Genomic DNA, 23,140 nt, shown 5'->3' with positions numbered 1-23,140 from the left:
GGCCAGGCCGGATGAGGCGGTGTCATGGCAGGCGGAAAGGGAGGACCCATGTTGCGGATCAACGTGCGGGATGTCATGACCACGCATGTCGCCTCGGTCGAGGCGGGCACGCCGTTCAAGGACGTCGCCGAGCTGCTCGTGCGGCGCGAGGTCAGCGCCGTGCCCGTCCTGGCCGCCGGTGGCAGGGTCGTCGGCGTGGTGTCCGAGGCGGATCTGTTGCGCAAGGAGGAGTTCCGGGAGCAGTACTACGGGGAGGGCTACCGGCCGCGGCTGCGGACCCGCCTGCGCCGCAGGCTGACCGGGCACGGCGCGGACACCCGCCACAAGGCCGTGGGCGTCACGGCGGCCGAGCTGATGTCCGCGCCGGCGGTGACGGTCGACCCGTTCGCCTCCACCGTGACCGCCGCGCAGCTCATGGACGCGCACGGCATCAAGCGCCTGATCGTCGTTGACGACGACGGACGGCTGATCGGCATCGTCAGCAGACGCGATCTGCTCAAGGCGTATGTGCACGACGACGCCGAGATCAAGCGCTGGGTCGAGCAGGCCATCCCCGAGCAGGCCCGGTGGAACGACCGGACGGGCATCGTCGTCCGGGTGCAGGACGGCATCGTGACGCTGTCCGGGCACACCGCCACGAGCGCCGACGCGGCGGCGGCCGTGCACCTGGCCAAGGGGCTCGGCGGAGTCGTCGGCATCCGCGAGGACTTCGTTCGGCTGGGCACCGATCTTCGAGGCGGTCAGGCGCGGCCCGGCGGAGGTGTCGCGCGTTGGCCGTTCGCGAAGTAGGCAGCGATCTCGGGATCGGTCGGCGGGACGTCGAGCGCCCGGCCGTCCTCCCGCAGGGAGGCGGTGGCGGCGTATCCCGCCGCCACCGCCTCACGGGCCGCGACCGGGGAAGTGACCGTGGACGTGCCTTCCCTGACGAATCGCACGAACTCCGCCACCAGATGGGGGTCGGCACCCCCGTGGGTGCCTTCCGGCGTCTCGACGGACACGGTGAGATCAGCGTCCGCACGATAGTCCGAGCGGCGGTTCCAGACCTTGACGACCGCGCCTTCGGCGTCACCGAAGTTCTCCAGCCGCCCCTCGGTCCCGATGACCGTGTAGTTGCGCCAGTAGTCGGGCGTGAAATGGCACTGCTCGTAGCTGGCGTAGACCCCGTTGTCCAGTCGCATGTTCACCATGCTGAGGTCCTCGACGTCGACGACCGGGTTCAGGCCGCGCTGGCTGAGGGGCGGCCAGTTGTCCTCGGAGGACAGCCAGTCCGTCATGCGCTCCCCGGCCCGGTCCCGGCGTGAGGCGATGTCACCGTAGACGACCAGGCCCCCCAAGGCGTTCACCCGTCTGGTGTACCCCCCGCCGAGCCAGTGGATGACGTCGAGGTCGTGCGCCCCCTTCTGCAGCAGCAGGCCGGTGGTGTTGCGCCGGTCGGCATGCCAGTCCTTGAAGTAGAAGTCGCCGCCGTGCCCGACGAAGTGCCGGCACCAGACGGCCTTGACCTGCCCGATGACCCCGTCGTCGATCAGCTCGCGCATGGCCGTGACGACGGGCATGTGCCGCATGTTGTGCCCGACGTAGAGCGGCGTGGAGTACGCCCGCGCCGCCGCCAGGAGACGGTCACAGCCTTCCGTGGTGATCGCGAGCGGTTTCTCCAGGAACACCGGGATCCCCGCCTGGAGGAAGTCCAGGCCGATGGGCTCGTGGGTGTGGTCGGGCGTCAGCACGAACACCCCGTCGAGGTCGGCGTCGAGCAGCTCACGATGGTCGGTCACCGTGATCAGGTCAGGTCCGAAGCGCTCCCGGACCCCGGACAGCATCCGGGGATCACGATCGCAGCAGGCGACCAGCCGCGATCCCTTCCCGGGCCGGTGGGCGAGCTCGGCGAGGCCGCTGCGCACGCCAAGCCCGATCACACCAAGCCTGAGGTCATCCATGCCAGGTCCTTCCGATCGACGTCTAGCCCTTGGCACCGGTGAACGCGATGCCTTGGATGAAGTGCCGCTGCAGGACGACGAAGGCGACGATCATCGGTGCGGTCGCCATGATCGAGCCCGCCATCAGCAGCGAGTAGTCGGTGAAATGCTCGCCCTGCAGGGTCGCCAGGCCGGCCGACAGCGGCATCGCGCTCGGGTCGGTGGTGACGACGAGGGGATACATCAGATCGTTCCACGACCACAGCACCGTGAGAATCGTCAGAGCCAGCAGCCCCGGTCTGGCCAGGGGGAGCGCGATACGCAGGAAGATCTGGAACGCGTTGGCTCCATCGAGGCGGGCCGCCTCCTCGACGTCGTGCGGCAGCGCGAGGAAGAACTGCCGGAGCAGGAAGGTGCCGAACGCGCTGAACATCCCGGGCACGATCAGGCCCTGCAGGGTGTTCACCCAGCCGAGGTCCTGGATGATGACGTACTGCGGGATGAGGAAGAGCTGGCTCGGGACCATCAGCACCGACAGGAAGAGGCCGAACAGCAGGTTGTTGCCGCGGAACCGCATCCGGGCGAACGCGTAGGCCGCCATGGAACAGAACACGAGCTGAGCGAGGGTCCGTCCCGCGGCCATGAGGACCGTGTTGAGGAACATCTGCCGGAAGGGCAGCTGCTCGAACACGCGGACGTAGTTCGACCACTGCCATCGGTGCGGCAGGAACGTCAGCGGCAGGTGCGTGGTCTCGCTGAACGTCTTCAGCGACGTCAGCACTTCCCAGAGGAAAGGGCCGACCATCACGACCGCACCGGCGATGAGCACGACGTGGGTCGCGGCCGTCCCCGCGCGGCGCGTCGAACGGCCGCCGGCCATCGCGCCGTCACGCATAGTGCACCCACCTTCTCTGGAGCCGGAACTGGATGAGCGTCATCGCGAGGATGAACCCGAGCAGGACGAAGGCGACCGCGGCGCCGAAGCCGAGATCATGCTCGACGAAGGCCTTCTGGTAGAAGAGGTAGGAGACCGTGCGGACCTGGGGCAGTGCCGGGTTCGCGGTTCCGGCCGCGGCGCCCGGCGTGCTCATCATCATGTAGGCGAGGTCGAACATCTGCAGCGAGTTGATCACGGTGAGCACCGTCGCGAAGAAGATGCTCGGGCTGAGCAGCGGCACGGTGATGCGGAAGAACATCTTGGCCGGGCCGGCGCCGTCGATCGCGGCGGCCTCGTAGTACATGGTGGGGATGCCCTGGAGGCCGGCGAGGAAGATCACCATGTTGTAGCCGAGGGCCATCCAGATGCCGATCGCCGCGACCGCGTACAGCGCCACGGACGGATCGGAGGCCCAGTGGGGCCCTCGTACGCCCACGATGGAGAGCAACTGGTTGATCAGGCCGTAGTCCCCGTTGTACATCCACCGCCACAGCATCGCGACGGCGACGGGCATGGTCACGACCGGGAGGAAGTACACCAACCGGTAGATCGACCGCCCCCGCAGCCCTCGCTGGTTCAGCAGGGCGGCGAGCAGGACCGCGAGCGGGATGCCGGCCAGCTGGACGACGGCGTAGAACAGGGTGTTGGCCACGGACTGGAGGACCGACGGCTCGTCCACCAGGGCGCGGTAGTTCGCCGTGCCGATCCAGGCGTGCCCGCCGAACGGGCCGGACTTGGTGAAGCTGTAGAAGAAGGTCTGCGCGATGGGCCACAGGTAGAAGACCGACAGGCCGATGGTCATGGGAGCGACCATGAGGTACGCCCACATCCGCTCGGGCCGGCGGCCGGGCCGGCGGTTCGCGGAGCGCCCCGCCCGGCGCGGCCTGGCCAGGCTGTTCACCGCCGACATCACTGTTCCTCGCGCAGCGCCGTGTTCATCGCCGTCGCCAGCTCCTTCGCGGCGGCCGCGACGTCCTTGTCACCCGACCACGCGGGCCCCAGGATCGTGGCTTCCTTGGTCATCCAGGCGTCGGTGTTCTTCGAGGCCGGGAACGGCACCGCGTAGGGGAGTTCGTCCAGGAACGAGCGCAGGTGGAACTGGGGCATCGAGGAGACCCAGGCCTCCTGGGTGCCGTTGAAGGCGGGAATCACGGCGCCGGTCTTCGCCTGGATCTCGGCCGCCTCCTTCGACCCCAGGAACTCGGCGAACTGCGTCGCCTCCTTGGGGTGCTTCGTCTTCCCGTACACCACGTTGGCCAGACCGTGGATGACCACGGCCCGCTTGGTCCCCTGGGGCAGGACGGCCACGTCCACGTCGTTCTTGATGGCGTCGTTCTTCGCGAATTCGATCGCGTTCCACGACCCGGCGTAGTACATGCCGAACTTGCCCGACTCGAAGAGCTGGGCCGGGTAGGTGTCGGTCATCGACTTCACCGACGGTGAGACGCCCGCCTTCATCAGGTCGGTCCAGAACTTCAGCCCCGCGATGGTGGCCGGCTGGTCGTAGCCCGAGGACTTCCCGTCGGGTGAGATGACGTACCCGCCCGCCTGGAAGATGGTGTCGTAGAAGTTCTCCTGGTTGAAGGGCGGAGCCAGGATTCCGTAGACGCCCTTCGAGGTGTCGGTGAGCTTGCGCGCGGCCTCCGCGACGTTCTCCCAGGTCCAGGTGTCGTCCGGGTACTTGAGCTTGGCGGCGTCGAACAGCTTCTTGTTGTACCAGAGGCCGACGGTGTCGAAGTCCTTGGGAATGCCGTACTGCTCACCCTGATAGCTGTAGATGGCGGTCAGCGCGGACGGGTAGTTGCCCAGGTCCACACCGTCGGCCTTGAGCTGCTTCGACAGCGGCAGCAGCATGCCGTTGGAGGCGTAGAGCTGGGCGTGCGGGCCGTTCATCCAGAAGACGTCCGGGGCGCTGCCGCCGGTCGCGTCACCTTGGAGCTTCGTCCAGTACTCCTGGTTCGCGGTGAGCTGGATGGTGACGTGAATGGTCGGGTGTGCCGCCTGGAACCGGTCGACGATCTGCTGCATGGCCGGCTGCTGGTTCTTGTCCCAGATGCGGTAGGTGAGCTCGATCTTCCCGCCGCTCGGATCGTCCGTGCCGCAGGCCGCGACGCCGAGCAGGAGACCCGAGAGCGCGACCCAGGTCCCCAGACGGGTCCCGCGGCGCCTCCACCCGGACGGCGTTCCCGACTTAAAACACATCATGCCTCTTCCACCGTTCGACATTCCGAAATAGATCAGATTCTGTGGGGCGTGGCGCGGACACGCACCCCTCGATCCGCGGAGATCGGGGGGCGAGGGGTGGGTCCGGGACCGGCTTCGACGAGACGCTCTACTGATCAGGATGGACACTCCCGGCAGGTCATGTCGGGTGTGACGAGTGTGAAGGCGAACGCTTGCCGCGTCAAGACCCTAGATCTGATTTGAGGATCACGGGTTTAATAGATAGATAGGAAGTATCAGAGGCCCAGAGTGTGGCTGCCGAGGATCGTCTGTGACACCATGAGCCGGCCAGCACAGCACACCGGAGGAAGACTTGAGCCAGCCCGAGCGGGGGTCGCGCGTCCCACGAGAGCAGGGGGACGCGGGGGGGTATCGACCCGGTTACGAGATCGCCGCGGAGCGCATCCTCGAATACATCGTCCGAGAACGCCTCGAACCGGGGGATCGCCTGCCGACGGAGAAGGACCTGGCCGAAGCCGTGCAGATGAGCCGGACCATCGTCAGGGAAGCCGTGAAGATCCTTTCGGCGCTCGGGCGCGTTTCGGTGCAGAAGGGGCGAGGCATCTACATCTCCGAGCCGGAGGGCGCCCTGTGGGAGAAGTCCTTCTCGAGGTTCCTGCCGGCTGACCTGCGTCAGGTCGACGAGATGTTCGAGTTCCGCCGCACCATCGAGACGGCCACGACGCGCCTGGCCGCACAGCGAGCCAATCCCGCCCAGGTGAAGGCTCTGCGCGACGCCGCACAGCAGTCGGCGGACGCCGCGGAGAACGACGACCTGGACGCGTTCACCCACGCGGACGAGACGTTCCACAGGGCGATCGCCGTGGCGGCGGGCAACGTCTTCCTCTCCGAGACCGTCGCGTCGGTGCAGCGGCTCCAACGGCAGGTCAGCGTCATCGGGCTGGCCGGAGTCGCCGGCGGATCCCTCAGAGTGGCCGCGGAACAGCACCTGGCGATCAGCGCCGCCATCGCGGCAGGCGACGAGTCGCGAGCCGTGGAGTGCATCTGCGAGCACATCGACACGACCATGCAGCAGTTCCAGCGGGAGATCCGCCACCGTCTCTTCCCCTCCGACGGCACCTCCTCCTGACCGGCGCCGACCCCGACCTGAAGCACGAAGGACGACATGCGCATTACTGATGTGACCGTGGACCTGGTCGACCTGCCCGCCCAGCCGTCCTTCCGCTGGCGTGCCGGGCTTCCCGGGTCGGAAGGGCCGGTGACCGGCGGCATCCTGCGTGTCCACACCGACGCCGGCCTGACCGGAGAGGCGCACACGCGGCGCGGAGTCATCGTGGCCGATCTGGTGCGGCGCCGCATCCGCGAGGACCTGATCGGCCGCGACCCGCTGTGGCGTGAACTGCTGTGGGAGCGGCTGTGGGAGCTCGACCGGATCGAAGAGCTTCCGATCTACGCCCTCGGGCTGGTCGACGTCGCGCTGTGGGATCTGGCGGGCAAGGCCGCGAACCTGCCCGTGCACCAGCTGCTCGGCACCTACCGCGACGCCATCCCCGCCTACGCCAGCACTGTGACGTTCTCCAGTGTGGAGGAGTATCTCGACGTCGCCGACCAGTGCCTCGCGGCCGGCTACACCGCGATCAAGCTGCACGCCTGGGGCGACGCCCGCGCGGACGCGGACCTGTGCCAGAAGCTCCGCGCGCACGTGGGCGACGGTGTTCCCCTCATGTACGACGGCTCGGCGGGCTTCGACCTCGCTGACGCCGTCTACGTCGGGGAGGCTCTGGCGGAGGCCGGCTACACCTGGTACGAGGAACCGATGCGGGAGTTCAGCGTGACCGCCTACCGCCGGCTCGCCGAACGCGTCTCCATCCCCCTCCTGGTCGCCGAGACCTCCGACGGCGCGCACATGAACGTCGCGGATTTCATCCAGGCCGGCGCGGCGGGCCGCGTACGCACCAGCGCCCAGTACAAGGGGGGCATCACCGGAGCCATGCGCATCGCCCACCTGGCCGAGAGCTTCCAGCTCCGGGCGGAGGTGCACGGGACCGGCATCGTCAACGCGCACCTGTGCATGGCCATCCCCAACACCTCCTACTACGAGTCGCTCGTCTTCACCAATCCCGTGGTCCGCGAGCCGGCGGTGGATCCCGACGGCATGGTGCGAGCCCCGAGTGCGCCCGGCATCGGATACGACAGTGTCACTTGACGCTTCCGGCGGTCAGGCCGGAGCGCCAGTACCGTTGCAGGACGAAGAAGGCGATCAGCAGAGGGATCACCGACAGGAGTGAGCCGGTGATCGTGAGGCTGTAGGGCACGCCGTTGTTCAGTTCCGCGCGCCAGTTCGCCAGCCCGACGGTGATCGGCTGCAGCCGGTCGTCACTGAGCATCAGCACCGGGAGCAGGTAGTTGTTCCAGATGCCGACGAACTGGAACAGGAAGATGGTGACCAGCGCGGGCGACATGACCGGCATCGAGATCCGCCAGAAGATGCCGGCTTCCCTTGCGCCGTCGATCCGTCCGGCTTCGAGAAGTTCGTCGGGCACCGCCGCGCCGGCGTAGACGCGGGCCAGGTAGACCCCGAAGGGACTGACGATGCTGGGCAGGAAGACCGACCAGTAGGTGTTGATGAGATGGCTCGCGCTGAACATGAGATAGAGCGGCAGCGCGAACATCGACGCGGGCACGAGCACCGCACCCAGCACGATGTTGAAGGCGAGATCGCGGCCACGGAAGGCGTACTTGGCCAGCGCGTAGCCGGCCATCGCCGACACGAGGGTGCCGACGGCGGCGCCTCCGACGCTGTACAGGACGCTGTTGAGCATCCAGCGGAGGAAGACGCCGTCCTGCTCCTGGAAGACCTCGCGGATGTTGGTCCCGAGGTCGAAGTGCGAGAACCACAGGCCCTGGGTGGTGAACAGGTAACCCTTGTTCTTGGTGGCGGTCACCAGCAGCCACCAGGGCGGGACCAGGGTGTAGAGCGCGAAAAGGGTCAGCACGAGGAGGACCCCGGCACGGCTCGTCAGCGCCCCCACCGTGGGCCTGTCCGCCGGCTGAGCGCCGGTGGCGTACGGGGCGGTGGTGGTCATGCGCCGAATCCCTTGCGCTGGACGAACTTCAGGAAACCGAACGAGAGCACGAAGGTGAGCACCGCCAGGATCACGGCCTGGGCCGCCGCGAAGTTGTAGTTGCTGATGTTCGCCGAATACTGGCTCGCCATGATGGGGGTGTAGGTCGCGGTGACGGTGGACGCCACGCGCCGGAGGATGTCCGGTTCGGTGTAGAGCTGCGCGGTGCCGATGATCGAGAAGACCGTGGTCAGGATCAGCGCCGGCCGCACGAGCGGGATCTTCACGTGCCGGGCCAGCCGCCACCCGGAACACCCGTCCAGGACCGCCGCCTCGAACAGCTCGCGCGGGATCGCCTGCAGCGCGGAGTGGATGATGAGCATGTTGTAGCCGGTCCAGCCCCAGGTCATCATGTTGCCGATCGAGACCGGCGCCAGCCCGCCGGACAGGAAGTCCACGTCGAGACCGATGCTGCGGAGAGCGGCCGTGAACGGGCTGACGCTCGGGATGTAGAGGAACGACCACATGATCGCCGCGATCGCTCCCGGCATCGCGAACGGAAGGAAGAAGATCATCCGGAAGGTGCGCCTGAACCGGGCCGATCGGGAGTCGAGCAGCAACGCGAGCAGCAGCGAGAGCCCCAGCATGACCGGCACCTGCACCACACCGAGGAGAAGCACCCGCAGGATCGAGGCCATGAAGTCCCTGTCGCGCAACGCCCTCACGTAGTTCGACACACCGGTGAGCTCGGCGACCGTCGGCGACAACCCCAGTCCGCTGCGGCGCACCTCGAAGAGGCTCTCGTGGACGGCGTAGCCGATCGGCGCGAGCACCATCACGGCGAACAGCGCCCCGAACGGCAGCAGGAACAGCGTCGCCGATCGCGTCGCCCGCCCCCCGGCGGGTCCTCGCGGGAGGCGAGGCGCACGTTCCGCCCCGCTCGTCACGTCGTGATCGGGATAAGTGATCGCCATGAATCATCCTTCGTCAGCGTCGAAATCCACCGGCCGGCGCTGCTCCCCGCCGGGACGGCGTCGGGAGGAGCAGCGCCGTTGTCCTGCATGCGGCCTCAGCCGGCCACGGCCAGGCCCTGACTCCTCAGCGCCGCCAGCGTCTTGGCCTGGACGGCCTCGACCGCGTCGGAGATCGTGCCCTCACCGTTCGCGGCGCGCTTCATCCCGTCGACGAAGTCGGACTCGACCTGGGTCATCGTCGGCCCCCAGGTCCAGCTCGTGGGCGTGTTCCGCGCGGCGGTCCTGAACACCTCGTAGATGTTCTGGCCGCCGAAGTACGCCGATGGCCGGTCGACCGCCGGCAGCTCCAGCCCGCTCTTGGCGGCGGGGTAGATCCCGGTGTTCTCGATCAGGTTGTCGAGGCTGTCGGCGTTCGTGCTGAACCAGGTCGCGAACTCGGCCGCCTCCTTCGGATGCGCACACCCCTTGAGCACGGCCGTGACGGATCCTCCGTTGTTGCCCGCGCTCTGCTCTCCGGCCGTCCACTGCGGCATCGGCGCGACCGCCCACTTCCCGGACAGGCTCGGCAGGTTCGTCTCGATGAGCGGCGCCGCCCACACCGCGGTGATCACTGACGCGATGTGGCCGTCCTTGACCTCCTTGAACCACGCGGTGTCCAGCGGCGTCACGCCGGCCTTGACCAGCTTGCCGTCCAGCAGACCCTGCCAGTACTGGGCGACCTTGTGCGTCTCCGGGCTGTCGATCGTGACCTGCCACTGGTCGTTCGCGGTGCCGTACCAGTGACCGCCCGCCTGCCAGGTGTAGCCGGCCAGGTCGTAGGAGTCCACCGGTGCGTTGATCAGAAAGTTGGCCGGGGCGGCGGCATGGAACTTCTTCGCCTCGGCCGCGAACTGGTCCCAGGTCTTCGGCACGGTCAGCCCGTACTTGGCGAAGAGGTCCTTGCGGTAGAACAAGGCCGTCGGCCCGGTGTCGACGGGGATCCCGAAGACCCGGTTCCCGAAACCCGCCTGCTTCCACGCCCAGTCGACGAACTGCTCCTTGCCGGCGTTGGCGTAGGGGGAGATGTCCGTAAGCGCGTCCGTCACCACGAAGGTCGGCAAGGACTCGTTCCCCACCTGTGCGAGGCACGGTGCGTTGCCTGCCTTCGCGGCGTTCTGCATCTTGGCGTAGCCGCCTCCGCCACCCGACGGCACCTTGCTGAAAGTGACCTTGATGTTGGGGTGACTCCGATTCCACAGCGCGACAGACCGGTCGTAGCCGGGCGCCCAGCCCCAGAAGTCCAGGCTCACCGTGCTCGAGGCGCCGTCGGCGCGCGGGCTCGGCGCGCCGGAGCCGCAAGCGCTCGCCGCCGCCAGGGACGCGACCGCGAGCAGCGTCATGCCGGCCCGGGTCGGCCATCGTAAGGTCATCGCATTCCTCCTGCGTTCTGTGGGGGGAGCAGGGTGCTCACTCATGCCTGGGGGATCGCTGCCGTGGACAAGTCCACCCACGAAGGGGGCACTGCGGCGAGGTGTGCTCAGTGTGGGGTGGGCCGGCGAAGAGGGTCAACCCTATGAATTGGACTTATCTGTGATTGCCTTGGACTAATAATCCGAGACTTGCTGACCCCGTGCAGCCTCTCGCCCAGCTCGCCGTGACCTCGCGCCCTCGTCGGCCCCAGCATCGGCCGCGAATGTTTCCGCCTTATCGGTGACCGTGGGCTTGGTAATACTGATCTATTGACTCCGTCATGCGGGCGAAACATACTGAGGGCTGAGCGAGATCGAGCACGGCCACCTGCGTGGACGCGCCCCTCCTTGGGCGCGGGCTCCGGCTGGACCCGGGTGCGACATCGCGGTCACCGGTTCGCTGATCCCGACGCTTCCCCTCGTCATCGCCTTCGTCGTCTCCGAGCATCCCTGATCGTGCCCGGGAGGAGGACGCGCGGCGCGTTTCCCAGCGCGGAGTGGCCGACCTCGCCCACGGCCGGGCCTCGGTCATCTCGGCAACGGCAAGGAGACAGCGTGAAGAGATTACGAAACATCCGGTCCGGCGTCGTCGCGACCGCGACGGCGCTCGCACTCGCGGTGGCCGGCGGCGTTCTCGCGGGACCGCAGGCCCGTGCGGCTCAGACCAGCGGGAACGCTCCCTACCTCAACCAGTGGGCGGTGTCCGGTCCGTACACCGATCCGGTGGTCGAGCGGTCTCCCGCTCCCGTCGTTCCCGCCCTGGGCGAGCCCTTGGCCGATCCGGCGCGCAAGGAGACCTCCGCCTGGCAGTACTTCGACGATCGCATCTTCAACCGGAACTACGACGACTACAACGACCTGATGGGCTATTTCGACGTCAAGCAGGGACAGCCGACAGCCGGCAAGTGGGTTGTGGCCGCCGGCTACGTCCACAGTCCGGTCGCGCAGACCGTTCAGTGGCAGGTGGGCGGATCAGGGCTGTACCGGCTGTTCGTCAACGACGCTCCGGCCGGGGGGCAGGACCGCGTCGCAGGTCGGGTCAGCAAGCAAGGTACGCGATATCCGATCCAGCTGAAGCAGGGCTGGAACAAGCTCCTCATCGAGATCCAGCACCAGAACCCCGGCGCGAACAAGAACTTCCTCGGCTTCTACGCGAGGCTCTGCGACGGTGTAGGGAACGCCGTTCCCGGGCTGACGTACTCGGTCACCGGGCCGAACGTGGCCGGCGACCGGCTCACCATCGTCACCAGGGGGCTGAGCGTCGACCGGCGCGCGTTCGAGGCGCGCAACGCGGACGTCCCGGCGAACGACTACCCGTCCAACACGCTGCCCTACGCCTACGACGAGAACCCGTATGTCGGCATGGTGGCGAAGATCGACGGCAACCGGAACACGTCGAGCATCGCCCCGCAGGCGTCTCCCTTCGCCTTCCAGGCGGCCGGCGGCAGTCCCGGCTACTCCTGGACGCTCGCCGACGGCCAGTTGCCCCCCGGCCTCGCGCTGGCGCCGGACGGCCACATCGACGGCACGGTCTCGGACGGCGCCCACGGCGCGTCGCGGAAGGACTACACCTTCACCGTGAAGGTGACCGACGCCCGCGGTGCCACGACGACACAGCCGTACACCATCACGGTCAAGAAGAACCCGGTCGACTGGTTCGTCGAAGGCAAGATGTCGGCCCTGTCGCACACGACCGGCACGATGCCGAACCTGTACGACCCGAACTTCACCTACGACGAGTGGGCGCGGACGGCCAAAGAGATGGGCATGACCCTGCTCTCGACCGAGACCCTGCAGAACACCGTCTACTACTGGCCGTCGCCGAACGCCGACCTGACCCCGAACGACGCCAACAAGCTGTACAAGTACAACGCCCTGGTCAAGGCCGCGGACGGCAGCTGGCAGGTCCGGGACCGGGTGATGCAGGCCAAACAGGCCGCCGAGCGGTACGGCCTGAAGTTCGGCGTCTACGTGTCCTCTCTGCACGAAGGCTCCGAGATCCTCGAGAGCGACATCCAAGGTCTGGTCGCGCGATACGACCCGTGGTACCTCTTCGCCGACGGCGGTCCGGAGAGCTATTCCAATCCCGACGTCGCCTGGAGCTCCGCGCGCAACTACAACGATCGTGTCCTGATCGACGCCAACCCCGACGCGCAGACCGGCGACCAGGACATCACGCTGCACGAGCGGCCGTTCTGGAACAGCGAACCGTACAACGAGGGTGGCTGGCGTACCGGGATCCTGCCGCAGGCCAGAAAGGTCGCGCATGAGGAATGGAACGACCCGTACACGACGGCACTCGACGTCTGGACGCAGTACGCCAAGGGGAACGAACGTGACAACTGGATCGAAGCCGCGAAAGAACTGATCAACCAGTACGGCCACGGCTATGTCATGAACTACGACTCCTCCATCACCGTGACCCGCGGCATGGACAACCTGAGCAGCAACCTGGACAACACGAACATCTTCTCGATGGTGCCGATCTCCTCGCAGCAGCTCTCGGACATGCGGGCGTCGATCGTGAAGTGGATGGACAACGGGCGCGGACCGGATCTTCGCGAGTCGATGTACGGCACCATGCCGTACACCATGGACTACACCGTGAAGCCCGGCTGGTACACCGACCCGCGGAAGGCGATCGCTCACGGGCAGGGGCCGGACTGGGGCTACGCCATGTCCCGCGACCAGTACGTCTACCTGCACATGATCAAGAACCAGATCGCGGGCGTGGCGAAGGCGGGGTTCGCCGGCCAGTCGCGGATGAGCCACATCGGCCCCTTCGACCATCCGGTGGACCAGGTCCGGTGGCTGAACAAGGGCGTCTCCCTGCCCTTCACGACAGAGAAGGCGAACGGCAAGCACTACATCTCGATCGACACGTCAGGTGTCACGGCGGATCCCATCGACACCATCATCAAGATCCGGACCAAGAGCCCGGTCAGAACCTACAAGATGACGAGTGTCAAGCTCTTCAGCAGCCAGACCGCGGCGAACAGCCTGCGACTGCGGGCCGAGAGCTACATGAACGGCTACACCAACGTCCTCGCGCCCGCCAGGCTCACGTTCAGGAGCAGCAACCCGCGGGTCGCCACCGTGGCAGCGGCAACGGGCGTGGTCAGGGCCACCGGCGACGGCACGGCCACCATCACCGTGACGGCGACCTACGACGACGGTGTGAACCGTCCCCAGGTCATGACCGACACCTATCCGGTCAAGGTGCGGGGCCGCGCCGTCTCGGCCGCACTTCCGCTGGTCGGCGTGAGCATGCGCACCGACGGCGCGTTGTTCTGGGGGCAGTTCGCCACCGACAGGGACATCCCGGTGACGTTCACGGGGTACACCGAAAAGGGCGGCGAGGTCGACATCCTCGACGCTTCGAACGTCAAGTACCACTACGCGACCGTCGACGGCAGGCGCGACAATCCCGCGGGGAAGATCGTGGTCACCGAGGTCCCGGCCGACGAGTCGCCGTTCACCGTCGCGGGCGACACGATGCGGTTCACCCGCAAGGTTCCCGCGACCACGATGTACAGCTACTGGGCGGACGTCACGGTGGACGGGAAGACCTTCACCTCGACCCGGAACTACATCACGTTGGTCCCGGACGCGAACGTGGTGTCCGGAACGACACCGCAGGTGACAACCGACAGCGGGCACGCCAGGCTGCTGTCCGACGGAATGATCAACGACACGACCGGCGGCAACCTCGCGAAGTGGTCGGCACCGGCGGGCGACCAGAACCCGAGCATCACCTACGACCTGGGCAGGACGCACGACCTCTCGCGCGTCAACCTCTTCTTCAACCACCACATGCCGAACGCCGACAACGTCACCTACTACAACGTGCCGAAGAAGGTGAAGATCGAGTACAGCGCCGACGGCTCGCGGTGGACCACCGGCAACGAGACGACCACGGTGTCCGGCGCCGGGCTGCCGACGTCGCGGAACACGCTGGCCGTTCCGGGCAGCGACACGACGTTGTACGCGTGGGAGCAGGAAGGTCTGTACTACAACTATCCGGTTGATCCGGCCCGGCCCAGTGTGCACGCACGCTATGTGCGGGTTTCCTTCCCGGGAGGCGGGCAGAACGGCAGCCCGATCGACGTGCTCGAGATCCGGATGTTCTCGCTGAGGGATCTGACCGCCCTGGGCGGACTAGAGCTGCGGCCGAAGGCCGGTACGGACGGACAGACGGCGACGATCGACGTCAAGGGCACCTCCTTCCTCGGCGAGCCGGTCGACCTGAGGACCGCGAAGATCACGATCACCAGCGACAACCCGTCCGTGGTAGCCGTCGGTGAGGACAGGACGCTGTCGTCCGGTGCGGCAGGCAGGGCACGGATCAACGTCTCCGCGGAGCTGGCCGGCTACCGGGCCGAGGAATCCTTCTCCGTCGACGTCGCCGCGGACGGACGCATGTCGTTCCCCGCGTTCCTCAAGACCGTGAAGCTCGCGCTGAGCGGCGGCTCCATCAAGGTGAACCAACCGGTCGTCGGCACGATCGAGGCGACGCTGAACACCGGCGAGAAGGCGAACCTGTCGAAGGCGAAGACCGCGTACGTGTTCAGCGACAGCAGGCTGGCGGCCGTACCCGGCAGCAACACCATCGTCCTGGGGCAACCGATCACCAGCGGGTTCCAGGCCACCGCGAAGGCAGTCGTGACGCTGGACGGCGTGACAGTGGAGTCGAACCCGGAAACGCTGACCGCGCAGAGCGACGACATCGCGGGCTCGGCCGCGGTCACGGTGTCCTCGGTTCGCGACCGCAACGGTGTCCCGGACGGCGACGACCAGGATGACCGCTATCTGGGAACGAAGGCGACGGACGGCAACAGGACAACGTCCTGGGCGGCGAAGAAGGCGGACCACAACCCGTGGATCAAACTGCAGTTCCCGTCGCCGGTGGAGATCGACCACGTCAACCTGGTCGACCGCGGCGCCGCCGTCAACCAGATCGTGGAAGGCCTGCTGGAATGGGAAGGCGGCAGCAGGAAGGTGACCGGGATCCGGTGGGACGGGCAGCCGGACAACGTCGTCACCTTCGACACCCCGGTCAAGACAGGATGGGTGAAGTTCACCATCGACCCTGACAACACCTACGACAATCCGGGCGACGCGGAGTGCGGACTGGCCGAGTTCGGCGTCTTCGAGGCGCGCGCGTCGAAGACCATCGTGGATTTCAGGCCGGTTGCCGTCGATACGACCATCGGCAAGGTCCCCACGCTGCCCGCGCAGGCCGAGGCCGTCCACAGTGACGGCACGACCGGATCCGTCGATGTGACATGGGAACCGGTCACCTCGGACATGGTGGCCGAGAGCGGATGGTTCACCGTCCGTGGTGTCGTGGCGGGAACGGCCGTCAAGGCGACGGCTTTCGTCAACGTCGCGGATCGGTAGTCGCGCGCGACAGCGAACGATGCGCTCCCGGGGATCATCGACGGGCCATGACCGTCGATGATCCCCGGGAGGCTCCGCCACGATGTCACGGCGCCTCTCGCCGCGCTCCGAGATCAGGCTCCGGGCGCAGCTCGACGACGGGGTCCCCGATCTCGTCCAGTTCCAGCACGACGAACTCGTTGTCGCCCGTCCGCAGCAAGGGACCAGGGACGTAGAGCGTGCGCTGCGGCCCGGCCGAGCAGTAGCGGCCCAGGCAGGAACCGTTGACCCAGACGTAGCCGTGGCCCCATCCCGGCAGCCCGAGGAAGGTGTCGGCGGGGTCGTCCACCGGGACGAAGCCTCGGAAGAAGGCCGGTGCGGCGGTCGCCGTGCCGGGGGCGAACGGGATCACGCCCGTGCCGCCGAGCGGCAGGTCGCCCAGCGGGAGGGCCTGTGCCGTCACCTGGTGAAGGTACTGGCGCTCGTGCCTGATCCCGCCGGTGATGCCCTTGCGCTCACCCATGCGGGGGCCGTAGTTGACCCGGCCGAGCGACTCGACCAGCAGCTCGACCGTGGCCGGCCCCGACACCTCGACCGACGGGTGCTCGCGGTCGAGCGCGGCGACACGCACGCCGTCCACGTGGACGTGGGCCCGGTCGTGCAGCCCGTCCACGATCAGCGGGTACGATCCGCGGGGCCCGGGGACCTCTACCCGGTAGAGGACCAGACCGTGATCCAGCCCGAGATCCTCGAACGCCGGGGGAGTGGGGAAGACGGCCGGAGGCTGCGCGAGCGAGGCCAGCGCGGGCAACAGGGCGGCCGACTCCGTCAGAGGCAGGGTGGCCGCCGGAAGCACGGGCGGCGCGGGAGGGGGCTCCGGAGCGGGGTTGTAGCGGGTCAGGACGTCCCGGAACAGCCAGTACTTCTCGGTGGGCGCCCCGCTTTCACTGATCGGCGCGTCGTAGTCGTAGGAGGTGACCGTCGGCTGGTAGGCGCCGGTCTCCAGGTCGTGGTTCGCGCCCGCCCAGGTGCCGAAGTTCGTCCCTCCGTGCGCCATGTAGATGTTGACGGACGCGCCCGCCTCCAGCAGATCCGCCAGTACGGCGGCGGCCCCGGCCGCGTCACGGACGACATGTTCGCGGCCCCAGTGGTCGAACCAGCCGACCCACAGCTCCATGCACACCACCGGGTCGTCCGGCCGGAACCGCCGCAAGGCGCTGATCGCCTTCGACGGGTCGGAGCCGAACGTGGCGGTCGCCAGCACGCCGTCCAGGGAGCCGCCGGTCAGCGTGTAGTCCTCCGGCCCGTCGGCGGTGAACAGCGGGACGTCGATCCCGGCTGAACGCATCGTGTCGGCGAGGTGCCTCAAGTAGGCGGTGTCGGTGCCGTACGAGCCGTACTCGTTCTCCACCTGCACCATCAGCACGTTGCCACCCCGGGTGATCTGATGCGCGGCGATGCGGGGGAGGATCACCTCGAACCACCGGTCGACGTAGGCGAGGAACGCCGGGTCGCTCGTCCTCAGCCGGCCGGTCACCCAGGAGGGCAGGCCGCCGTTGTCCCACTCCGCGCAGATGTACGGTCCCGGCCGGACGACGGCGTGAAGGTCCGCGCGCGCGGCCGCCTCCAGGAAGCGGTCCAGCTCGTCCAGTCGCCGGTACCGCCCCGGCCGCGACTCGTGCAGGTTCCACGGGACGTAGGTCTCCACGGTGTTGAGACCCATCGCGCGGATCATCGCCAGCCGGTGCGACCACTGGTCCGGATGCACCCGGAAATAGTGCATAGCGCCTGAAAGCAGGCGAAACTTCGCGCCATTGAGGCGGAATTCGCCGTCTTCGATCGTGAAGCTGCCCATCGATGATCCCTTCGCACGTGACGGGATCGTCATCCGGCCTCACTACGATCCCGACGATGAGCTTGCCGGGGGGTGGGAGGGGAGGGCCATGGACAATTCGCGGCGTCCTGTTGGATCCGTCGAACGGGTGGAGGGCCAGGAGCCGTGGGACCGCTGGTGGTACTACCTCACGCCCAGCCCCGTCCATCGCCGGCTCGGACTTGTCTGCCTCGCGGTCGGCACCCAGAGAGGCCGGCTGCCCGTCGTCGGCCCCCGCACGCTCGATCATCATGTCGCCCTGATCGTCCTGTCCGGCCGGGGGTGGTTCTCCTGGGGAGGCCGGCCACCGGTGGACGTCGCCGCCCCCGCACTGCTGTGGCTGCTCCCGGGCGTCGAGCACCACTACGGCCCCTCCGAGCAGGGCTGGTCGGAGGCGTTCGCCGACTTCTCCGGGCCCGCCGTCGCCGTCTACGACGAGCTCGGCCACTTCGACGCGGACCATCCCGTCGTTCCCCTGTCCTCGGCGGAGCCCGCCCACCTGGTCGTCAAGAAGATGGCCGCGGCCTGCCACCGGGGCGGCCCGCACATGGAGGTGGAGGCGTCCGCGGCCGTGCACGAGCTGCTGGTGACCCTGCACCGCAGCCGCGCCGACCACGACCCGTACGGCAATCCCGTCCTGCAGAGCCTGGCGAGGGACGCCTGCCTGCCGCTGTCCGTGCCCGAGCATGCCCGTAGGTTGTCCATGAGGGTGGCCGAGCTCCGTGACGCCGTACGGCGCAGCGCCGGGTGCAGCCCGAAGGAGTACGTGCTGCGGATCCGGCTCAACCAGGCCAAGGAACTGCTGGCGGGTACCGATCTCGGGGTCGCCGCTGTGGCCCGCCGCGTGGGGTATGACGATCCCGGATACTTCACCCGCCTGTTCACTCGACGGGTGGGAGTCGCGCCCAGCGTGTTCAGGGAGCAGCGGTCCTGGGGGCCGGCAGGGCGTTGATGCGCTGCCGGTGGCGACCGCGGAGAAGGCTCGGACCGCGCGAAAGAGTCTACTCATGCGCAAAATCGCTTCAAGCCTTTTCTTTTCGAGCAAGATTGGGCATCGTTGATCACGCCGCCTCAGCAAGTGCCGTCCAGCCGCACCGTGTGGTGCGGGGAACACAGCTCGACGACTCAACGTGATGGAGAGCCAGACAGAGCATGGACGATCTCCGAATTGCCGCCATCGGACTGGGACTCCGGCGCAACCTCGCCGTCGCCGCCCACCGCGAACCAGGTCGCGGATCGCGGGTCACCGCCGTCTGCGACCTGGACGAGACCATCCTCCGCAAGGAGGCCGACTTCTTCGGCGCGAACGCCGCCGAGACCGACTACCGCCGCCTGCTGGACCGCGACGACATCGACGCGGTGCTGGTGGCGACCCCCGACCACACCCACGCCCGGGTGGCCGTCGACGCGCTGAGCGCCGGCAAGGCCGTCTACCTGGAGAAACCGATGGCGACGACGGTGGCCGACGCCGACGCCGTGTTGCGCGCCGCCAGGCGGTCGGGGGCCCGGCTGTACGTCGGGCACAACATGCGGCACATGGGCGTGGTGCGGCTGATGCGCCGGCTCGTACGGGAAGGGCAGATCGGCACGCCGAAGGCGGTGTGGATCCGCCACTTCGTGGGCCACGGCGGCGACTTCTTCTTCAAGGACTGGCACGCCGAGCGGTCCAAGGTCAACAGCCTGCTGCTGCAGAAGGCCTGCCACGACCTCGACGCCATGCACTGGATCGTCGGGGGCTCCACCGAGGCCGTGCAGGCGATGGGCGGCCTGACCGTCTACGGCGGCCTGCCGCGGCGGGAGGCGGGGGCGCCCAAGCCGGAGGACTGGCTGAGCAGGGAGCAGTGGCCGCCGTCGAGTCAGCGCGGGCTCAACCCGGTGATCGACGTCGAGGATCTCGCGCTGCTCAACCTGCGCCTGGACAACGGGGTGCTGGCCGCCTACCAGCAATGCCACTACACCCCTGACTACTGGCGCTCCTTCACCGTGATCGGCGACGCCGGGCGGCTGGAGAACTTCGGTGACGAGCCGGGCGGCACGATCCGGCTGTGGAACACCGGCCGGCGCAACTACGACCCGGCCGGGGACGCCGAGTTCCGCATCCCCGGGTCGGTCGACGGGCACGGCGGGGCGGACGCGAAGGTGATCGAGGAGTTCGTCCGGTTCGTGCGTGAGGGCGGGGCCACCGACACCTCGCCGGTGGACGCGCGGACGGCGGTGGCCGCCGGCGACCTGGCCACCCGCTCGCTGCGGGACGGCGGGGCGCTCCTGCGGGTGCCCGTACTGGAGGAATCGCTGCGGGCCTACTTCGACAACGGGCAGGTGGAGCCGACATGAGCGGGCGTCAGGACCGGTTCGATCTGAGGGGAAGGGTGGCGCTGGTGACCGGCGCGGCCGGAGGCGTCGGCCGGGTGACGGCACGGCGGCTGGCGGCCTCGGGCGCGGCGGTGGCCGTCACCGACATCGACAAGTCCGGCGCGGTCGGCCTCGCCAAGGAGATCACCGCCGACGGCGGCACGGCGATCGGTCTGCGGCTGGACGTCACCCGCGACGAGAGCGTGTCCGCGGGCTTCGCCACGGCCGCGCACCACCTGGGCGCACCGGTGGACGTGCTGGTCAACAACGCCATCGTGGCCTGCCCCGTGCCACCCCGCTTCCACGAGGCTCCGCCGCTGCTCTGGGACACCGACCTGGACGTGATCGTCAAGGGCGCGGTGCGCTGCGCGCAGGCGGCGCTGCCCGCCATGATGGCCCGCGGCGACGGCGTGATCGTGAACGTCGTCTCGGTGAACGCCTTCGCCTTCTTCGGCCACCCCTCCTACAGCGCGGCCAAGGCGGCGATCGTCTCGCTGACCCGCTCGCTGGCCGTGGAGTACGGCGGGCACGGCATCCGGGCGAACGCCGTCAGCCCCGGAACCATCCGCACCCCGGCGTGGGACGAGCAGATCGCCAGGAACCCCGCCACCTTCGAGGCGCTCAAGCAGTGGTACCCGCTGGGCCGGATCGGGGAGCCGGACGACGTCGCGACGTCGATCTGCTTCCTGGCCTCCGACAGCGCCGGCTGGATCACCGGGTCGGTCCTGACGGTCGACGGCGGCCTCACCGCGGGCAACGCCCTGATGGCCCGCTCCGTCGAAGGCAGCTGATCACCGAAGGACACCCACGCGCGCGCCGGCGAGAGGGTCACGCCGGCGCGCGCTTCACGCCGTCAGCCCGAATGGCCCGTCAGGAAAGGACGCAACACATGCGCGTCATGCATCTGGTGCAGTGCGGCCCCACGACCGGTGGAACGGTCAGCCACGTCGCCACCCAGGTGACCCACCAGATCACCCGTGGATTGAAGGTCGGCGTGGTAGCCGGAAGCGACGGCGTCCTGACCGAGCACTGCCGCCGAGCGGGCGCCGACGTCTTCGTCGACCCGACCCTGTTGCCGGCGCCGGGGGAGTCCGCCGACCCCGCCGCCCTCCTCGGCACGGGCGCCGCCTGGCGGCCGGACCTGATCCACGCCCACCTGATGCACGCCGGCTTCCGCGGCGCGGAGCTCTCCGCGACGATCGGGACGCCGCTGCTGTACACGCAGCACATGTACCACCCGGTCGACCCGTTCCTCCAGGCCGCCCTGGCCACGGGGGCGGACTTCCCGGTCATCACCGTCGCCGAGTTCGCCCAGCGGGCCATCGGCAAGTTCCTCGGCGACGCGGGCCGCGTCCACTACGTGCCGAACGGCGTCGACGTCCCCGCCGCGTCGAGCTTCCGGCTGGAGCCGGGCCCGGGGCCGCAGGTGCTGTACTGCGGCCGCCTGTCGCCGGAGAAGGGCGCGGATGTCGCGATCCTCGCGTTCGAGCTCATGCTCGGCCAACTGCCTGGCGCGAAACTGCACCTCGTGGGGACGGGACCCGACGAGACCCTCCTCCGCAGGCTGGTCTCCGCCCTCGGGATCGCCGAGCACGTGCGCTTCTACGGCAGCGTGTCGGGCGCCCTGACCGCCGGGATCGGCGCGGACGTGCTCCTGGTGCCCTCACGGGGCGACGCGGCCAGTCTCGTCATCCTGGAGGCGATGGCTTCGGGGATCCCGATCGTGTCGGCGGCGGTGGGGGGCATCCCCGAGCTGGTCCGGCACGAGGTCGACGGCCTGCTGGTCGCTCCCGACGACCCGCCCGCCCTGGCGGGGGCCGCGCTGAGCGTCCTGGCGGGGGAGGACCGTGGCGCGGACATGGCCGACCGCGCGCGCGACCGGTACCGGGAGCTGTACACGGCCGCGCGGATGGTGGAAGGCACCTGCGCCGTCTACGAGACCGTCGCCCGGTGAACGGGCCCGACGGCAGAGGAAGGTTGATCTGGCAGTCCGCCGCGCTGGTCGTCCTGCTGGCCTCGACGTGGCTGATCGTGCAGGCTTCGCTGCGCGACGCGAGCACCGCGATCGTGTCGGCCGGCCGCACCGGTTTCACCGTCCTGGGCCTGCTGGCGCTCACCTGGTGGTCGCCCGCCGGGACCGCCCCGCCCACCCAGGACGCGAAGGACACGAAGGACGCGAAGGACACGAAGGACGCGAAGGGCGCGAGGTACCGGTGGTGGCAGGTCGTGCTGCTCGCGCTGACGGGCGTCACCGCGTACACGGTGCTCTCGACCGTCGCGATCAGCCTGGCCGGGCCGGCGCTGCCCGCGCTGGCCCTCTCGCTCACCCCGGCCGTGGTCCTGATCGCCGAGAGCGTCCTGCTGCGCACGTGGCCCGCGCCGCGCACCATCGCCGGAACGGTGATCGCGGTCGCCGGCGCCGCGCTCTACACGATCCCCCGGCTGGCCGGGACGTTCGGCGACGACGTCGCGCTCGGGTCGCTGGTCGCGCTCGCGGCGATGTTCTCCATGGCCTTCTACGGCCTGTACTTCAGCAGGACGAACCGCGGCTACCAGGGGGCGATGGCGCCACGCATCCTGCCGATCTTCGCGGTGGGGACGATCCCGCTCGCCGCGTGGGCGGCGGCGGACGTCGCGGCGGGCGAGCGGGTCGGCTGGGCGGCTCTGGGCATGCTCGCCCTGCTCGGCATCGTGGTCTACGTGCCCGCCTACCTCCTGCAGCACCGCATCCTGCTGACCGGCGGGCCGTCCTACTCCGCGCTGCTCGGCCTCGCCGTACCGCCGCTGGTGGGGGTCAGCTCGGCGCTGTTGCAGCTCGCCGGCGCGCCCGCGCCGATGCAGATCGCCGGCATGGGGCTCACGCTGGCCGGGATGGCGCTCGTCATCCGGGGCAGGCTCGCGCGGACGAAGGAGGTCAGGGCCGCCCGCGTCACGCTGTCGCGGCCGTCGGACGCCTGATCGCGGAGTGAACGCACGTCCCGTGGTGTCCTGTCCCGTCTCCGCTGCGCGAGG

At 68.6% G+C, this 23,140-nt stretch carries 17 protein-coding genes; 9 read left to right on the top strand and 8 right to left on the bottom strand.

All coding sequences use genetic code 11. From position 1 onward, the window contains the following. The first annotated feature begins 48 nt into the window (after nucleotides 1-48). Complete coding sequence (locus HTZ77_RS30400) at nucleotides 49-789, top strand: CBS domain-containing protein (RefSeq protein WP_175593144.1); 741 nt, start codon at nucleotides 49-51, stop codon at nucleotides 787-789. Here HTZ77_RS30400 and HTZ77_RS30395 read toward each other — a convergent pair. The 4 genes from HTZ77_RS30395 to HTZ77_RS30380 are packed head-to-tail and all read right to left on the bottom strand — an operon-like array spanning nucleotide 741 to nucleotide 5,058. Next, nucleotides 741-1,937: a Gfo/Idh/MocA family protein gene (locus HTZ77_RS30395; protein ID WP_175593143.1), complete on the bottom strand. Its 1,197-nt coding sequence runs from the start codon at nucleotides 1,935-1,937 to the stop codon at nucleotides 741-743. The two genes, HTZ77_RS30400 and HTZ77_RS30395, sit on opposite strands and share 49 nt — an antisense overlap. A gap of 22 nt (nucleotides 1,938-1,959) precedes the next feature. Then, on the bottom strand, nucleotides 1,960-2,811 hold the full coding sequence (locus tag HTZ77_RS30390) for a carbohydrate ABC transporter permease (RefSeq protein ID WP_235995412.1): 852 nt from the start codon (nucleotides 2,809-2,811) through the stop codon (nucleotides 1,960-1,962). Further along, nucleotides 2,804-3,763 (bottom strand): carbohydrate ABC transporter permease, encoded by a 960-nt coding sequence (locus tag HTZ77_RS30385; RefSeq protein WP_175593142.1) that lies wholly within the window; start codon nucleotides 3,761-3,763, stop codon nucleotides 2,804-2,806. Before HTZ77_RS30385 ends, HTZ77_RS30390 begins: the two co-directional genes overlap by 8 nt. Then, nucleotides 3,763-5,058: an ABC transporter substrate-binding protein gene (locus tag HTZ77_RS30380; RefSeq protein ID WP_205303930.1), complete on the bottom strand. Its 1,296-nt coding sequence runs from the start codon at nucleotides 5,056-5,058 to the stop codon at nucleotides 3,763-3,765. Before HTZ77_RS30380 ends, HTZ77_RS30385 begins: the two co-directional genes overlap by 1 nt. A gap of 331 nt (nucleotides 5,059-5,389) precedes the next feature. Here HTZ77_RS30380 and HTZ77_RS30375 point away from each other — a divergent pair, with 331 nt between their 5' ends. Beyond that, nucleotides 5,390-6,166: a FadR/GntR family transcriptional regulator gene (locus tag HTZ77_RS30375; RefSeq protein WP_175593141.1), complete on the top strand. Its 777-nt coding sequence runs from the start codon at nucleotides 5,390-5,392 to the stop codon at nucleotides 6,164-6,166. 36 nt (nucleotides 6,167-6,202) lie between these two features. After that, complete coding sequence (locus HTZ77_RS30370) at nucleotides 6,203-7,243, top strand: enolase C-terminal domain-like protein (RefSeq protein ID WP_175593140.1); 1,041 nt, start codon at nucleotides 6,203-6,205, stop codon at nucleotides 7,241-7,243. Here the strand turns inward: HTZ77_RS30370 and HTZ77_RS30365 are convergent. The 3 genes from HTZ77_RS30365 to HTZ77_RS30355 form a co-directional block, all read right to left on the bottom strand. Next, nucleotides 7,236-8,123, bottom strand: a complete 888-nt coding sequence (locus HTZ77_RS30365) for a carbohydrate ABC transporter permease (protein WP_175593139.1) — start codon at nucleotides 8,121-8,123, stop codon at nucleotides 7,236-7,238. The two genes, HTZ77_RS30370 and HTZ77_RS30365, sit on opposite strands and share 8 nt — an antisense overlap. Then, complete coding sequence (locus HTZ77_RS30360; protein ID WP_175593138.1) at nucleotides 8,120-9,076, bottom strand: carbohydrate ABC transporter permease; 957 nt, start codon at nucleotides 9,074-9,076, stop codon at nucleotides 8,120-8,122. Before HTZ77_RS30360 ends, HTZ77_RS30365 begins: the two co-directional genes overlap by 4 nt. 95 nt (nucleotides 9,077-9,171) lie before the next feature. After that, nucleotides 9,172-10,485: an ABC transporter substrate-binding protein gene (locus tag HTZ77_RS30355; protein WP_205303928.1), complete on the bottom strand. Its 1,314-nt coding sequence runs from the start codon at nucleotides 10,483-10,485 to the stop codon at nucleotides 9,172-9,174. 594 nt (nucleotides 10,486-11,079) lie between these two features. Between HTZ77_RS30355 and HTZ77_RS30350 the strand changes: the two genes are divergently transcribed. Next, the gene (locus HTZ77_RS30350) at nucleotides 11,080-15,924 is read left to right on the top strand and encodes a discoidin domain-containing protein (protein ID WP_205303926.1); all 4,845 of its coding nucleotides are present in this window, start codon (nucleotides 11,080-11,082) and stop codon (nucleotides 15,922-15,924) included. A gap of 85 nt (nucleotides 15,925-16,009) precedes the next feature. Here HTZ77_RS30350 and HTZ77_RS30345 read toward each other — a convergent pair whose 3' ends face one another. Next, on the bottom strand, nucleotides 16,010-17,758 hold the full coding sequence (locus HTZ77_RS30345) for a glycoside hydrolase family 35 protein (RefSeq protein ID WP_175593137.1): 1,749 nt from the start codon (nucleotides 17,756-17,758) through the stop codon (nucleotides 16,010-16,012). Nucleotides 17,759-17,846: 88 nt separating this feature from the next. Here HTZ77_RS30345 and HTZ77_RS30340 point away from each other — a divergent pair, with 88 nt between their 5' ends. The 5 genes from HTZ77_RS30340 to HTZ77_RS30320 all read left to right on the top strand — a co-directional run bounded on the left by HTZ77_RS30340 (nucleotide 17,847) and on the right by HTZ77_RS30320 (nucleotide 23,086). Next, on the top strand, nucleotides 17,847-18,728 hold the full coding sequence (locus HTZ77_RS30340; protein WP_175593136.1) for a helix-turn-helix transcriptional regulator: 882 nt from the start codon (nucleotides 17,847-17,849) through the stop codon (nucleotides 18,726-18,728). Nucleotides 18,729-18,928: 200 nt separating this feature from the next. Then, nucleotides 18,929-20,110 (top strand): Gfo/Idh/MocA family protein, encoded by a 1,182-nt coding sequence (locus tag HTZ77_RS30335; RefSeq protein ID WP_175593135.1) that lies wholly within the window; start codon nucleotides 18,929-18,931, stop codon nucleotides 20,108-20,110. After that, nucleotides 20,107-20,919, top strand: a complete 813-nt coding sequence (locus HTZ77_RS30330; protein WP_175593134.1) for an SDR family NAD(P)-dependent oxidoreductase — start codon at nucleotides 20,107-20,109, stop codon at nucleotides 20,917-20,919. The genes HTZ77_RS30335 and HTZ77_RS30330 overlap by 4 nt, the downstream gene beginning before the upstream one ends. A gap of 98 nt (nucleotides 20,920-21,017) precedes the next feature. After that, nucleotides 21,018-22,082 carry a glycosyltransferase family 4 protein gene (locus HTZ77_RS30325; RefSeq protein WP_175593133.1) on the top strand — a complete coding sequence of 355 codons (1,065 nt, stop codon included), beginning with the start codon at nucleotides 21,018-21,020 and terminating at the stop codon, nucleotides 22,080-22,082. Between the two features lie 23 nt (nucleotides 22,083-22,105). After that, the gene (locus tag HTZ77_RS30320) at nucleotides 22,106-23,086 is read left to right on the top strand and encodes a DMT family transporter (RefSeq protein ID WP_175593132.1); all 981 of its coding nucleotides are present in this window, start codon (nucleotides 22,106-22,108) and stop codon (nucleotides 23,084-23,086) included. Nucleotides 23,087-23,140 lie beyond the last annotated feature (54 nt).

The organism is Nonomuraea montanisoli, assembly GCF_013363975.1.
In the GTDB taxonomy this organism is placed as follows: domain Bacteria; phylum Actinomycetota; class Actinomycetes; order Streptosporangiales; family Streptosporangiaceae; genus Nonomuraea; species Nonomuraea montanisoli.
The sequence above is the reverse complement of the archived record's forward strand: the minus strand, read 5'-3'. Positions and strand labels throughout refer to the sequence as shown.

Bases quoted from the DNA above. Each gene is read 5' to 3' on its own strand.
- HTZ77_RS30400 (WP_175593144.1), top strand. From the start codon at position 49: ATGTTGCGGATCAACGTGCGGGATGTCATGACCACGCATGTCGCCTCG.
- HTZ77_RS30395 (WP_175593143.1), bottom strand. From the start codon at position 1,937: ATGGATGACCTCAGGCTTGGTGTGATCGGGCTTGGCGTGCGCAGCGGC.
- HTZ77_RS30390 (WP_235995412.1), bottom strand. From the start codon at position 2,811: ATGCGTGACGGCGCGATGGCCGGCGGCCGTTCGACGCGCCGCGCGGGG.
- HTZ77_RS30385 (WP_175593142.1), bottom strand. From the start codon at position 3,763: ATGTCGGCGGTGAACAGCCTGGCCAGGCCGCGCCGGGCGGGGCGCTCC.
- HTZ77_RS30380 (WP_205303930.1), bottom strand. From the start codon at position 5,058: ATGATGTGTTTTAAGTCGGGAACGCCGTCCGGGTGGAGGCGCCGCGGG.
- HTZ77_RS30370 (WP_175593140.1), top strand. From the start codon at position 6,203: ATGCGCATTACTGATGTGACCGTGGACCTGGTCGACCTGCCCGCCCAG.
- HTZ77_RS30365 (WP_175593139.1), bottom strand. From the start codon at position 8,123: ATGACCACCACCGCCCCGTACGCCACCGGCGCTCAGCCGGCGGACAGG.
- HTZ77_RS30360 (WP_175593138.1), bottom strand. From the start codon at position 9,076: ATGGCGATCACTTATCCCGATCACGACGTGACGAGCGGGGCGGAACGT.
- HTZ77_RS30355 (WP_205303928.1), bottom strand. From the start codon at position 10,485: ATGACCTTACGATGGCCGACCCGGGCCGGCATGACGCTGCTCGCGGTC.
- HTZ77_RS30345 (WP_175593137.1), bottom strand. From the start codon at position 17,758: ATGGGCAGCTTCACGATCGAAGACGGCGAATTCCGCCTCAATGGCGCG.
- HTZ77_RS30340 (WP_175593136.1), top strand. From the start codon at position 17,847: ATGGACAATTCGCGGCGTCCTGTTGGATCCGTCGAACGGGTGGAGGGC.
- HTZ77_RS30335 (WP_175593135.1), top strand. From the start codon at position 18,929: ATGGACGATCTCCGAATTGCCGCCATCGGACTGGGACTCCGGCGCAAC.
- HTZ77_RS30330 (WP_175593134.1), top strand. From the start codon at position 20,107: ATGAGCGGGCGTCAGGACCGGTTCGATCTGAGGGGAAGGGTGGCGCTG.
- HTZ77_RS30325 (WP_175593133.1), top strand. From the start codon at position 21,018: ATGCGCGTCATGCATCTGGTGCAGTGCGGCCCCACGACCGGTGGAACG.